This is a genomic window from Sphingobium sp. AP50, assembly GCF_900109095.1.
Classification (GTDB): Bacteria; Pseudomonadota; Alphaproteobacteria; order Sphingomonadales; family Sphingomonadaceae; genus Sphingobium.
Map to the genome: position 1 here is coordinate 1 of NZ_FNYZ01000043.1, position 13,389 is coordinate 13,389.

12 protein-coding genes and 2 pseudogenes are annotated in these 13,389 nt (G+C 60.9%); 10 read left to right on the forward strand and 4 right to left on the reverse strand.

Going from position 1 to position 13,389, the window contains the following annotated elements; translation table 11 throughout:
- Both BMY84_RS30975 and BMY84_RS28355 read left to right on the forward strand, forming a co-directional pair.
- Positions 1-447: hypothetical protein (locus tag BMY84_RS30975; protein ID WP_371262467.1), on the forward strand; the 447-nt coding region annotated here is incomplete at its 5' end.
- Positions 368-2,332, forward strand: a complete 1,965-nt coding sequence (locus BMY84_RS28355) for an AsmA family protein (RefSeq protein WP_371262466.1) — start codon at positions 368-370, stop codon at positions 2,330-2,332. The genes BMY84_RS30975 and BMY84_RS28355, both read left to right, overlap by 80 nt.
- A 16-nt stretch (positions 2,333-2,348) precedes the next feature.
- Here BMY84_RS28355 and BMY84_RS28360 read toward each other — a convergent pair whose 3' ends face one another.
- The gene (locus BMY84_RS28360) at positions 2,349-3,452 is read right to left on the reverse strand and encodes a GGDEF domain-containing protein (protein ID WP_256215498.1); all 1,104 of its coding nucleotides are present in this window, start codon (positions 3,450-3,452) and stop codon (positions 2,349-2,351) included.
- Between the two features lie 217 nt (positions 3,453-3,669).
- Here BMY84_RS28360 and BMY84_RS28365 point away from each other — a divergent pair.
- The 4 genes and pseudogenes from BMY84_RS28365 (at position 3,670) to BMY84_RS28380 (ending at position 8,301) form a co-directional block, all read left to right on the forward strand.
- Positions 3,670-4,541: pseudogene (locus tag BMY84_RS28365) on the forward strand (Ku protein).
- The gene (locus BMY84_RS28370; RefSeq protein ID WP_093088480.1) at positions 4,541-5,014 is read left to right on the forward strand and encodes an MgtC/SapB family protein; all 474 of its coding nucleotides are present in this window, start codon (positions 4,541-4,543) and stop codon (positions 5,012-5,014) included. Before BMY84_RS28365 ends, BMY84_RS28370 begins: the two are co-directional and overlap by 1 nt.
- Positions 5,014-7,518, forward strand: a complete 2,505-nt coding sequence (gene ligD, locus BMY84_RS28375; RefSeq protein WP_093088482.1) for a DNA ligase D — start codon at positions 5,014-5,016, stop codon at positions 7,516-7,518. Before BMY84_RS28370 ends, ligD begins: the two co-directional genes overlap by 1 nt.
- Positions 7,519-7,530: 12 nt before the next feature.
- Positions 7,531-8,301 carry an SDR family oxidoreductase gene (locus BMY84_RS28380; protein WP_093088483.1) on the forward strand — a complete coding sequence of 257 codons (771 nt, stop codon included), beginning with the start codon at positions 7,531-7,533 and terminating at the stop codon, positions 8,299-8,301.
- Between the two features lie 277 nt (positions 8,302-8,578).
- On the opposite strand, the gene BMY84_RS28385 is transcribed toward BMY84_RS28380, so the two are convergent.
- From BMY84_RS28385 to BMY84_RS28395, 3 genes are all read right to left on the reverse strand, one after another.
- The gene (locus BMY84_RS28385; RefSeq protein WP_093088485.1) at positions 8,579-9,412 is read right to left on the reverse strand and encodes a SirB1 family protein; all 834 of its coding nucleotides are present in this window, start codon (positions 9,410-9,412) and stop codon (positions 8,579-8,581) included.
- 138 nt (positions 9,413-9,550) lie between these two features.
- On the reverse strand, positions 9,551-10,735 hold the full coding sequence (locus BMY84_RS28390; protein WP_256215499.1) for a winged helix-turn-helix domain-containing protein: 1,185 nt from the start codon (positions 10,733-10,735) through the stop codon (positions 9,551-9,553).
- Positions 10,736-10,784: 49 nt separating this feature from the next.
- A complete protein-coding gene (locus BMY84_RS28395) occupies positions 10,785-11,006 on the reverse strand; it encodes a hypothetical protein (protein ID WP_093088491.1) in 222 nt (73 codons plus the stop codon).
- Between the two features lie 152 nt (positions 11,007-11,158).
- Between BMY84_RS28395 and BMY84_RS29555 the strand changes: the two genes are divergently transcribed.
- From BMY84_RS29555 to BMY84_RS28410, 4 genes and pseudogenes are all read left to right on the forward strand, one after another.
- On the forward strand, positions 11,159-11,371 hold the full coding sequence (locus BMY84_RS29555) for a hypothetical protein (protein WP_143075205.1): 213 nt from the start codon (positions 11,159-11,161) through the stop codon (positions 11,369-11,371).
- A gap of 74 nt (positions 11,372-11,445) precedes the next feature.
- Positions 11,446-11,772 (forward strand): DUF2231 domain-containing protein, encoded by a 327-nt coding sequence (locus BMY84_RS28400; RefSeq protein ID WP_256215500.1) that lies wholly within the window; start codon positions 11,446-11,448, stop codon positions 11,770-11,772.
- A gap of 101 nt (positions 11,773-11,873) precedes the next feature.
- Positions 11,874-13,190: a PQQ-dependent sugar dehydrogenase gene (locus BMY84_RS28405; RefSeq protein ID WP_093088487.1), complete on the forward strand. Its 1,317-nt coding sequence runs from the start codon at positions 11,874-11,876 to the stop codon at positions 13,188-13,190.
- A pseudogene (locus BMY84_RS28410) lies at positions 13,187-13,389 on the forward strand (hypothetical protein); the annotation flags it as partial. The gene BMY84_RS28405 and the pseudogene BMY84_RS28410, both read left to right, overlap by 4 nt.

Sequence of the window (13,389 nt, forward strand, 5' to 3'; positions counted from 1 at the left end):
CCGACGACCCTGGTTCGCGCTTCTGGTCGCGCGCGCCAGCCGTCTCAAGCCTGCCGCATCAAAGTCGTCCCGCAATCCAATCGCTGCACCCATGGTAATGCCCTCCAACCGGCACCCATAGATTCAGACATTCATCGCTTTGGGAATCCCCAACGTGAGTCAGGATCATTGGAGGTTGGTATTACTCAGAAGTTGGAGCCTCCGGCAAACCCGGTACGGTTCAATCCTTCCCCGCAGGTGCCGCTGATCGAAAGCAACAAACGGCTGCTTGCACCGTTCACCCTCAATGACAGCCGCGCCACCAAATCGAGACACTATGAAAATCGGCGACCGCTGGCGGCGCATACCCCTTTTAGCGAAGATCGGGCTGGGCTTACTTGCCGCCATCATGGCTATCTGGCTCATTCTTTTCTTCACAAAGGGCCGTTTCCTCAAACACCCATTTGAGCGGACAATCGCCGCACTCACTGAGCGCGATGTGGAGGTTAAAGGCGACTTCCAACTCTATTTCGCGCCTTTCAGCCTCAAATTTCTGGCCGAAGGCTTCACACTGTCGAACCCGAAATGGGCGCGTCAACCAACGCTCTTTTCGGCCCGTCAGATCGATGCGCGGATAGCGCCATTTTCGCTGTTGTTTGGAAAGCGCCATTTCTATGCTCTGACGCTGCGCGATGCAGCGATCGATCTTGAGTGGGATGCCGCGCATGACGCCAATAGCTGGACCTTCAGCGAGAAAAAAGGCGGCGAGCCGCTCGCCTTTCCCCGTATCGACCGGGCCAGCATAGCGGGAACGCGGCTGCGCTATCTCGACCCGCGCATGCGGCTGCTGGCCGACCTTGAATTCGATACGATCCAGTCGACGGATGCGCGGATCGGCAAAGCGGTGGGCGCCAAGGGGACGGGCCGTATCCGGGAAACCCCTTTCCGCCTCACCGCACAATTGCTCTCGCCCGATGAAACCGCCAATCGCGGGCGTAATCAGCTATCGCTTCGGGCCTGGGCGGCGAACAACATCATTGATGTGAAGGGCACGCTGCCTTCAGTAGCGGATATCGAGAATGTCCCTTTGCAGACGCAGGCCAGTGGCCGCGACATGTCGGAACTGTTGGCAATCATCGGCGTGGCCATTCCGCAAACCCGAACCTATCGACTGAAGGGCCAACTCATCAAGCAGGATGATGTCTATCGCTTCACGGAGCTCAGCGGCACCTTTGGCAATAGCGACATCGCGGGCGGGCTCACCATCACTAATGGAGAGCGCGTACGCCTGGAGTCCGAACTCTACACCAAGCGCCTCGATATCATCGATGCCGCGCCTTTCATTGGCTACAATCCTGATATTGTGGCCAGCAAAGGTGCCACGGCTGCTGCGGCTGCGACAGGCGCTTCTGCCGATCGCATTCTTCCCGACGCCGCCCTGCCCGTCGCGACTATGCAGGCGTTCGACGCGGCGCTCAAATGGCGGATCGGCGCCGTACGCTCGCGCAACGTGCCCGTATCCGACATTGACCTGACCCTCGCTCTGGACAAGGGGCGGCTCGCGCTTTCCCCCCTCACCTTCTCTATGGCTCGCGGCGATGTAGCGGCTGACATCATTCTCGATACGCGGCAACGTCCTGCGGCCGACAGCTATGACATACGCCTTGCTCCCACGCCGATGGGCAAGCTGCTCGCTGGCTATGGCGTGGTGGAAGCCGGCACGTCTGGCACCATCCATGGGCGGATCAAGCTGGAAGGGCGCGGCGACACGATCCATGACAGCCTGGCGAGCGCCAGTGGTCGCATCGCTTTCATCTTGCCGCAGGGCAGCTTCTGGACGCGCAACGTCCAGCTTTCCGAACTCGACCTCGGCACCTTTGCCTACAAGATGTTTCAGGATCGGCTGAAGGAGCCGGTGGGTATCAACTGCGGTCTGATCGCCTTCACGGTAAGCGATGGCCTGGCGACAGCCGACCCCATCCTGATCGATACAAAGAAGAACGTCATTACCGGGCGCGGCGGTTTCAGCTTCCGCACGGAAGCCCTCGACATCGGCGTGCGCGCCGATGGCAAGAAGTTCAGCCTCTTTTCCGGCCAGTCGCCGGTGGGGATTGGCGGCCATTTCGGGTCGCCTGCGCTCAATATCATCAGTCCGCAGTTGCTCGGTCGGTCGGGCGCGGGGCTCGGGCTTGCCTTGCTGGCCAGCCCACCCGCCGCTGTGTTAGCATTCGTCGATGTTGGTGACGCCAAGTCCGCTGCTTGCGGCCCGGTACTGGCCGGCGCACGCGCCGTGGCCCAACGCACCAAGGGCGGTAAGCCGCGCGACGACGTCTCGAAAAGGGATAAACAGTAAAGATAGGGCGATGCGACTAGGCCGCCAGTCGGCCCCGCCCATCCGCCTTAGCCCGGTAAAGCGCCTTGTCGGCGCGCGCCAAGGCCTCTTCGAAATTCTTTTCTGTCGCTTCCACCTTCGCGAAGCCCATGCTGAGGGTACAGGCCTGAAGTGACGATGCGCCAGTACGACAACGACCAAGCAGAGCTTCGGCAATCCGACGCTGCCCCTCACAACCCGCCGGGAGCAGCAGGATGAACTCATCACCGCCTATCCGCGCCAGCGCACCGGCCTGCGCATCAGCGATGCGTGCGGCTTCGCGCGCAATGCCCCGCAGCACCGCATCCCCGGCTTCATGGCCATGAACATCGTTGACCGTCTTGAAATGGTCGACATCGATCGCGATCACGGCAGCGCCCGGCGCGTTGAGCCGTTGCTTCTCGATTTCCAGTCCGGCCCTGTTCCACGCCCCTGTCAGCGGGTCGCGCAACGCCATGATCCGAAGGTCCGCCTGCGCCTGATCGACCGGTATGATGAGGAGGCCAAGGTTCAAAATCGCCAGCAGTGCCTGATCAGCGAGCAGTGGCATCACGCCCAGCGACTGTGCGCCCGAAAGAACACCCATTTCCCCGACCAGCCCGATCAGGAATGTCGGAATATAGGCCAGCATTGCGGCCCCTGCGATCTTCTGCCCCCTCAGCGGACCCGATATCATCATGCCACCGCTGATCGCCATCGCAGCCGTCAGTCCGAGAACATCGCAGATACGCGGGATCAGAGATGCGCTCGGCAGCCAACCCAGATTCAGCATGAGGAGGGGCACCGCGTGCGCCGCGCCCATTAATAGAGGCGGCGCTGCCATCCAGGGTTCGAGTACGGGCCGCGCCTGAAAATGGCGAAGGCCCGTCACGGCCAGCACATTGCTCCAGGCGAGCAGCATTAGGAGGATTGTCCCATGAACAATCCCATGCTCGCCCCAAAGGCCAAAACCGATCATCACCCCGCCGTACAGAAACGAACTCAAGGACCAGTAAAGCAGATGATCATCCTGTCGGCGGCCACGCCACAGCAGCAGGAACACGAAGCCGAAGGCAGTCGTGTTGAGTAGGCTGCACAAGCGCAGTGTATCGATCTCGGCCAATGTTATGCTGCCCCTGGGTTCATCCCTGCCTGTGTTCCGAATTTGGTTAAAGAAATATGTTTCCCAACAGGTTTTGCGGTGGGCTGATGATCGGCTCGTCAAGGTCAGAGGTTGAAGCGAGGGTCTTATCAAAACATTGGGAGGCGCGGTTCATATTTGCTTGTTCCTACAAGGAACCAAAGCAAATGCTGCTCGCTAAAGCTGTCGGAGGTCTCTCATGGCAACGCGCGCATATTGGCAGGGTCAGATCAAGCTTGCGCTGGTGTCGATCCCGGTCGAAATCTATCCTGCAACAAAATCCGGTGCAGCGGTCTCATTTCGCCAAATTCACGAACCCACTGGCAAGCCCATCCAATATGAGAAGGTGGTCAGCGGGGTCGGCCCGGTTGATCGCGACGAGATCCTCAAGGGCTTCGAGCTGTCCAAGGGCAATTTTGTTCTGCTGGAGCAGCAGGAAATCGAAGCGGTCAAGATCGAGAGCCGCAAGACGCTGGACCTTGTCCAGTTTGTCGAAGCCGATGCGATCGATGTCCTCTATTATGAAAAGCCCTATTTTGTGGTTCCGGCAGACGATCTGGCCGAAGAGGCCTATGCTGTGCTGCGCGACGCGCTGCGGCAAACCAAGAAGGTTGGCCTTGGCCAGCTCTCGGTGCGCGGCCGCGAGCAGCTTGTGTCCCTGAAACCCTGCGGCAAGGGGCTGGTGCTAGAAGTGCTGCGCTATGCCGATGAGGTGAACAAGGCGCAGAGCTATTTCAAGGGACTGCCGGCTGACACGGCAGACGAGGATATGTTCGATCTTGCTGTCAGCATCATCGACAAGAAGACCGCGCCCTTCAAGCCGGACGAGTTTCACGATCGCTATGTCGATGCGCTCCACCGGCTGATCGACAAGAAGAAAAGGCCAAGTGCAAGCGGATCATCGAGGATGTCGATGACGAACCGACGGGACGCAAGGCCGGAAACGTCATCGACCTGATGGCTGCGCTGAAGAAGTCGGCCGGCGGCGCGAAAGGCGCGCCAGCGAGGAAGACGGCGGCAAAGCCGAAAGCCCCCGCGAAGAAGGCACCGCCTAAGCGCAAGAGCGCCTGATGGAACTCAATCCCGACACGCCGCTCCACCTGATCAATAGGCCGGCCCTGCTTCGTCTGGGCGTCGCGGCGATCCTTGGCCTGCTGCTCGGGCTGGACCGGGAACTGCGCGGCCATGCGGCGGGGATGCGTACCCATGGGCTTATCTGCTTTACCTCCGCGCTGATGACCGTCTGCGCCATAGCCCTCCATCTCGAATTGCGCGGACAAGGAAATATCGATCCTCTCCGCGTGTTCGAGGCTTCTGCGGCGTTCACCGGCATCATAGCGGCGGGGCTGATCGTGTTCAGCAAGGGCGAGATCAAAAATCTGACAACAGCTGCCCATATCTGGCTGGCGGCGGTCATCGGTATCGCCTGCGGCGCAGCGCTATGGCCGCTGGTGGTGAGCGCGACCGTCATCGCGGTCATCATGCTGTCCCTGCTTGGCATCCTCGAACGGCGCTGGCTCGATCCGCAGGATCGGAAAGACTGATGGCCGCAAAAGACGCTCTTTCGACCTACAACGCCAAGCGCGACTTCGTCCGGACCCGCGAGCCAAAAGGCAAAGTCGCCAGGACCGGCGGCAATAGCTTCGTCGTGCAAAAGCATGCCGCGACCCGACTGCACTGGGACTTCCGGCTGGAGATAGACGGTGTGCTCAAAAGCTGGGCCGTGACCAGAGGGCCGAGCATCGATCCCGCCGACAAGCGGCTGGCGGTACGGACTGAAGATCACCCGCTCGATTATGGGACGTTCGAAGGCTCCATCCCCAAGGGCGAATATGGCGGCGGCACGGTCATGCTGTGGGATCGGGGCACCTGGGAACCGATCGCAGGCAAGAGCGCGGACGATATCGAGGACGGGCATCTGCACTTCATCCTGCATGGCGAGCGGATGAAAGGCGAATGGCTGCTGGTCCGGATGAAAGGACGGCCGAAGGAAAAGCGCGAGAACTGGCTGCTGCGCAAGATCGATGATGAGGAAGCGGGGTCCGGCAACATGCTGGTCGAACGAAGCCTGAAGAGCGTGCTCACCAATCGATCCATGGCGCAGATCGAGGCAGACAAAGGCGGCGAGCAATCACTGGCAGGCGCGGAGGGCAAGGCCTTTTCCGCTAAAATGCAGGCGGCGAAGGATCATAATGCGAAGGTCGCGCCCAGGCGAAAGGCGCGTTCCATCGCCCTGCCCCGCTTTGTGAAACCTCAACTCGCGACGCTGGTGGATGCGGTGCCGAGCGGCAATGACTGGCTGCACGAGATCAAATATGACGGCTATCGCGCCCTGATTGCGGCGAGCGGGGAGAAGGTCAAACTCTACACTCGCAACGGCCTCGACTGGACCGACAAGTTCGGCCCGCTGGTTGCATCGATCGCCGAGCTGGACCTGCCCCCCTGCCTGATAGATGGCGAAGTGGTCGCACTGGACGGAGATGGCAATCCGGATTTTTCGACCTTGCAGAATGCGCTGAAACGGGGACATGGCGAGGAGGATGCCGAACATCCTTTGCATCTGTTCGCCTTCGACCTCCTGTCGCTCGACGGGCAGGATCTGAAGAGCCTGGCGACGATCGAGCGCAAGGAGCGACTGGGAGCGCTGCTGTCCGACGCCGATACTGCCATCCATGTCTCCGACCATATCCTGGGTGCGGGCGAAACACTGTTCCGGTCGCTGTGCGATGCAGGGCAGGAAGGCATCATCTCGAAACGCGCCGACGCCCCCTATCGCAGCGCGCGAACGCGCAACTGGGTTAAGGTCAAATGCACACGGCGGCAGGAGTTCGTGATCATCGGCTGGTCGGAGAGCAAGGCCAATGCGCGGCCGTTCGCCTCCCTGTTGCTCGCCCAGTATGAGGGGAAGGCGCTGGTCTACAAAGGTAGGGTCGGTACCGGCTTCGACAGCGCCACGATGGACGACCTCGCCAAGGCCATGGCTCCGCTTGTAAGCGAGAAGGCCGCAGCAGAGGTTCCGCGCGTCGAGGCGCGCGGCGCGACCTGGATCAAGCCAAAGCTGGTCGCCGAAGTTGCATTCGCTGAATTTACTGGCGACGGACGCGTGCGCCACGGCAGTTTCCTGTGCCTACGGGCTGACAAGCCAGCCAAAGCGGTAAAGCCCGAAAAACCTACTCCCACCCCCGCGCCGCCAAGCAGCATCACGATCAGCAGCCGCGAGCGGGTCATCTTTCCCGACAGCGGGCAGACCAAGGGCGAACTGGCAGACTATTATGCCAGCATTGCGCCGCTGATGCTGCCGTTCGCCGCTAACCGGCCGATCAGCCTTGTGCGCTGCCCACAAGGGCGGGCCAAGAAATGCTTCTTCCAGAAACATGACAGCGGCGCGCTGGGCGACGCCGTTCGACAGGTGCCGATCCGGGAAAAGAACGGCGGGTCGGAAGATTATATCTATGTCGAGAATGCCGATGGCCTTCTGGCCTGCGTCCAGATGGGTACGATCGAATTTCATGGATGGGCGAGCCGCGCGGATGCGGTGGAGAAACCCGACCGGATGATCTTCGATCTCGATCCCGATGAGGGGCTCGATTTCGAGATCGTGAAGCAGGCGGCTGCTGACATACGCGATCATCTGACCGATATCGGCCTCGTCTCCTTCGCCATGCTCTCGGGCGGTAAGGGCGTGCATGTCGTCGTCCCGCTGACGCCGGGACATGATTGGGATACGCACAAGGATTTCGCCTCCCGCTTCGCCCAGGCGCTGAGCGCGGCGGAGCCCGAGCGCTTCACCGCAACGATGAGCAAGGCCAAACGCAAGGGGCGCATCTTCATCGATTGGCTGCGCAACCAGCGTGGCAGTACAGCGATCCTGCCCTACTCCGCCCGCGCCCGCCCGGGCGCCCCAGTCGCCGTGCCGATCGATTGGCGCGAACTGGTGGGCATGAATGATGCCCATCCCTTTTCGATCGACGATGCCGAAGCGCTGCTGAAACGAGCCACCAAACTCAAAGGCTGGGGCTTCGCAGCTCAGAGCCTGCCGGAAATTTAGGAAGGAAAGCCCTTGAAAACAGCCATCATCACCGGAGGGGCGCAGGGCATTGGAAAAGGTATCGCGCAGGCTCTGTTAGCGCAAAGCTGGCGCGTGGCCGTCATCGACAGGGACGCCGAGGCCGTTCGCGACCTAACCACCGAGATGCCTTCTTCCCATCTCATCGTGATCCGCGCCGATGTCGCCAGCGAGAAGGATGTTGAAAAAGCGTTCCAGAAAATCGCAACATGGCAAGAGGGTAGCGGCGAACAGGACGGGATCGATTTGCTCGTGTCCAACGCCGGCATGGCTAATCCGGTGAGCGGGCCGATCGAGCAGCTGGATCTCAAGAAATGGCAGTCATGGCAGGACAGTCATGTCACTGGCGCCTTTCTGATGGTCCGCAGTGCGGTATCCCTGCTGCGCCTGCGCAAGGGCACGATCGTCATGATGGCATCGACCCGCGCCTTGCAGTCGGAGCCACATACGGAAGCCTATGCCGCTGCAAAGGGCGCGATCTGCGCCATGACCCATGCGTTGGCGATCAGCCTTGGCCCCGACATCCGGGTCAATGCCATTCTGCCCGGATGGATTGAGACAAGGCCATGGGCTAAAGCAGAAGCCAGAGAGGCTGTGGAACACCGCGATATTGACAGGGGGCAACATCCGGCCGGCCGCGTTGGTGAGCCTGGCGATATCGCCGCGACTGTCCTATTCCTAGCCTCGGACGGGGCAAAATTCATCACAGGTCAGCAGATAACCGTCGATGGCGGCATGACCCGCAAGATGATCTACGCCCACTGATATTATCGTCTGGTCACGCGCACCGTTCAGCACGCCGGATCGATCGGCATTTCCATGATGGCCGCAGCGCCCAAAAAGAATGAGGCCCCGCCGGGGGATGGCGGGGCCTCTATGGGAGCCGAACGGATCGAGCGGGGGGCAAAATGATCGGTCCGACAGCTTCAATAACCTGCGGCAAGCGTTGCAGTTCCCTCAAATAACGCCCTAATTTTCCATCGACTCTGTTTCTGGCCCTCGGGCCGATCATGGCCGGGCTGCATCGCCACGCTCAGCCCAATCAATCGCCAGTCGTCAGGCGGGCGAGCGCGGCATGGATATGAGCCCGACGCTCTGTATCTCTGGTGACTTCCAGCATCGCCCACAGGCTGGCTCGCGCCTTGTCAACTTCGCGATGGACGAGTTGAAGACGGGCCAGCTCCCACCAGCCCGCGTCATGGTCCGGCGCCATCACCGTCATACGCTCGTACAGCGCCCTGGCGCGGAGCGTATCACCCGCTTGCTCTGCGCGGCTGGCCTGATTGAGGAGCAGGCGCACAAGCGTTATGCGGTTGGACATAGGAATGACATGGACTTCACTCGGCCAGCCTCCTGCACCCGAAACCCGTTCCAGCAAGGCAAGCAACTGCTCGGGCCTGACAAGTTGACCGCCATTGAAGGGATCGATCAGGGCTGGCGCGTCTTTCGGTCCTATGCTCACCAACACATGGCTGGGTGTATTAAGCGCGTCCGCGCGCCAGCCCATACGTCGCGCAGCCGCGACATACAGAATGGAGAGGCTGACCGGCAAACCGCGGCGTCGATCGAGAACCCGGATCATATCGGCATTGAGCGGCGCATCATAGCTGTCGCGATCGCCGACGAAACCCAATTGTTCACCGATCACCTCTGCGAGCAAAGCGCCCTGCCGTTCCCCGGACGCCAGATCTGCCGCGACGCGCTGTTCGAAAGCAGCCTCGACCGCGTCGCTGATCTGGCGCAGCTTTTCCAGATAGGGTTCAAGATCCTGGCCTTCATGATCGAGCGAACTGAGCGCCAGCGCAGCGCTATCCAGCTCGATGTCCTCGTCATCGAGCAGCCCGATATATCCGATCGTCTCAGGGAGACTGGTCAAGCGATGACCTCCCGCCGGCAACTATATCTGCCAGACACGCATATGCTCGTTACTTCGCCGATCAGCATCAAGTCCTCCATGGGTTGGGAGATGGGAAGTTCATTCCGCCATTACCACAGGAAATGACACTGACCGGATTTAGAGGTTCGCCTGTAATGATGGCGCCATCGCCCAATCGCCCAGATCCAGCCATTGCGCCATCCGCGACAATTCTTCTTCCAAAGCGTCACGGCTGTCCGATGGTGCCCCCGGTTCGAAGTGCATAGACTGCACTATCAGCCTACCAGCCTTGCGATCTGCCTTGAGATCGACGCGGCCGACCAGCCTGTCGCCCAGCAGGAAGGGCAGGACATAATAGCCATATTCCCGCTTTTCGGCAGGGACATAGATTTCGATCCGATAGCGAAATCCGAACAGTCGCTCCGTACGATCGCGCTCCCAGATCAGCGGGTCGAAAGGCACGAGAAGCGCCTGCGCGTCGATACGGCGGGGACGCCGCGCGTCACGATGCAGCCAGGCATGACGCCAGCCGGGCACATGGACAGGCACCAATATCCCTTCTTCGGCAAGCGAATGGATCGCGGGCATGGCATCGCGCGGTGATTGGCGGAAATAGTCCCGCAGCTCGCCGCCGGTCGCGATGCCATGCGCCTGCGCTGCACGTTGGATCAAGGCGCGATGCGCATCAAAGTCCGACGGGGTCGGCTGGTTCAGGATGGCCGCAGGGACCACCCGCTCTGTCAGGTCATAGACTCGTTCGAAATTGCCGCGCCGGCTGGCCGTAGTGATGTGCCCTGCCCAGAACAGCCATTCGAGCGCACGCTTGGTATCGCTCCACTCCCACCATCCCGTCTGGCCCTTGTGCGATTCAAAATCCGATACCGCCATAGCTCCGTCGATCCTAATTCGATCTAGGAGCGCCATCGCCTCACCACGCCGCTCGGTTGCGTAGACCCGCATGCCTGACCAGCCGGTCTCCCCGCGATCAGCCTGCGCCATGCGCCAGCGAAGCAGGGGTTGGAATTCGACCGGCAGAAGCGATGCCTCATGCGCCCAATATTCGAAAAGTTTGCGTTCCCGCGGCTTGCCCCAGGATAGGGCGTCCAATGCCGTGCGATCATAACATCCCAGCCGCGAAAAGGCGGGGAGATAATGGGCCCGGCTGAGAACATTGACGCTATCGATCTGGTGAAGATGAAGCCTGCCCAATAAATGCCGCAGATGATGGCGCCCGGCCGCACTGGACCGCTTCTGCCCGAACCCTTGTGCGCCCAGGGCGATGCGCCGCGCCTGTGGCTGTCCGATATGTTCGATCGCTGTCACGGCTCAAGGGTTAGATACGCATTCGGGTCAACGCAATTGCATGGTCGCTTCAATTAACAGAGCCGGCGGCTGTATTGTCAGCATTGATAGTGTCAGCGCCCGTGTTGCCGGTTTCGAAGAAACCGAAGCCGACGGCGAGGGCCAGCACGACCGCCACCAGGATCAGGCTGATCACCAATATGTTGCGCGTCATGCGGGTTGGCGAACCGCTGCGCGCTTCTGTCGTAGACATATGCGTTACAACTTCACCATCTTCCTTTTCCTTATGCATCATCATTCTCCTCTCTGATCAGAACCGCCTTCGGGATGCTCTGTTCCGCGCGGGAAAAGCGTGCTGATCTGCATCAATCCGTGGGAACACTGGCCTACGCGCATGGTTCTGCCGTACAAGCCGCAACAGTGCCGGCATCAGGAGGATCACACATGGCCGGACATGGAACCGACCAGCGAGACATCAAGGCATGGGGCGATCAGGATCTGGTCGAGGCTTTCCTGCTGATAGCAGAAACCGACCACAAGTCCCCCCTTGATCAGGCCGTTCTTGGCGAGATGAACCGCCGAGCGTCAGGCGGACATCATGATACTACGACCTCAAGCGAGCGCCGCCGCCTATGGGATTATCGCCGGAGCCGCTAGGCGCAGCGTCGTTACCGCAACCATTTGAGCAGGCTTCGCATTCTTCTTATTCCCATTCGAACAGGAGAGCATCCTTGCCCAATATACCTATGGGCTTCAGACCCTTTTTGCATCCCTTGCATGGCCTGCTCCTCGCCTCTCCTGTGGCGCTGTTCACGTTCGCGCTATTGACCGACATCACCTATCTTCAGACCGCTGAAATCCAGTGGAGCAATTTCTCCTCCTGGTTGATCGTGGGCGCCTTGCTGACTGGCGGCATGCTGCTGGTTTGGAGCATCATTCTTGCGATTGCCGCCCGGCGCCGGGCGCATCGGCAACCATCGTCGATCTACGCGGGGTTGATCGCCATCATGTGGATTGCGGGTCTGGTGAACGCGTTCCAACATAGTCAGGACGGCTGAAGTTCGGTTGGCGTTACCGGTCTCATCCTGTCGATCATCAGCGCGGCCCTTGCCCTCACGGCCAGTTGGGTCGCTCACCGCACCGTTCGGGAGATGGCACGATGAGCATCGCGCCGACGCGCAGCCTTTGCGCTGCCCTTATCACCCTCGCGCTCGCCGGATGTGGCAGCAGCCAGCCCGGGCTGGACCAGACCGGCGCCAATCCCGACCTTCCGGGGCAGCGCCAGACGCTTGTGCCGCCGATCAGAATCGCGACGCCCGAGGGTTGGGATGGTGAAAGCCCGACCGCGCCACAGGGCTTCACCGTGACCGCACTGGCAACCGGCCTCCAGATACCGCGCCAGACGCTTGTCCTGCCCAATGGCGACATATTGGTGGCAGAAGGGTCAGGCGGCAGCGCACCGCCAATGCGCCCCAAGGATGTGATTGCAGGCTATATCAAGAGCATGGGCAAAACGCCGGTAAAGGGTGGCAATCGCATCACGCTGCTGCGCGATGCCGATGGCGACGGCAAGGCGGAGGTGCGCACCACCTTCATCGACGGCCTCAACGCGCCCTATGGCCTCGCCTTCGTGGACGGCAGCCTCTACGTCGCCAATCAGGATGCCCTGCTGCGTTTCCCCTATCGCGACGGCATAACACGGATCGCGACGCCCGGTCAGGAAGTCACCAAGCTGCCGTCTCGCCTCAATCATCACTGGACCAAGGCGCTGACGGCCAGCGCGGACGGCACGAAACTCTATGTCGGCATTGGCTCGAACAGCAATGTGGGCGAGCGCGGGATGGCGGTCGAAGAGGATCGGGCCGTCATCTGGGAAATCGATCGCGCGACCGGCGCTCATCGCACCTATGCCAGCGGTATCCGCAATCCTACTGCGCTTGCCATCAATCCGCAGACGCAGACGCTCTGGTCGGTCGTGAACGAGCGGGATGAGCTTGGGCCGCAGCTCGTGCCGGACTATCTGACATCCGTGCGCCCCGGCGCCTTCTACGGCTGGCCCTACAGCTATTGGGGCAACAATATTGATCCGCGCGTCCATCCCCAAAACCCGAAGATGATCGAAAAAGCGATCCGCCCGGACTATGCTCTGGGTTCGCATGTTGCGGCCCTCGGTCTCAGCTTCGTAGCCGGGACCGGCCTTGGCCCGTCCTTCACGCAGGGCGCTTTCGTCGGGCAACATGGCAGTTGGAACCGACAGGATCTGTCCGGCTATAAGGTCGTATGGGTGCCGTTCGCCAATGGTCGCCCAGCGGGTAAACCTGCCGATTTCCTGACCGGCTTCATCAAGGACGGGCACGCACGCGGCCGCCCGGTCGGGGTGACCTATGATCCGTCGCGCGGGAGCCTCATTGTCGCAGACGACCTGTCGAACACGGTCTGGCGGGTCGCGCCCGCCCACGCCAAGTCCGCCCGATGATCGCAACCCCGCGCTGGCGCGGGCCAGTCGAGATCAGCGCCAACCCTGAATGGCAGCAAATGGCAATCTATGCCGTTGCCGCTGCCGTCGTCCTCATCATCCTTTTCAACATTCCTTTCATCGGCCGCATCTTGCGCACTTTGTTCTCGATCGGTTTGCTGGCGCTCTGTCTCTTCTTTCTGTTCCAGCAGGCGCCGTT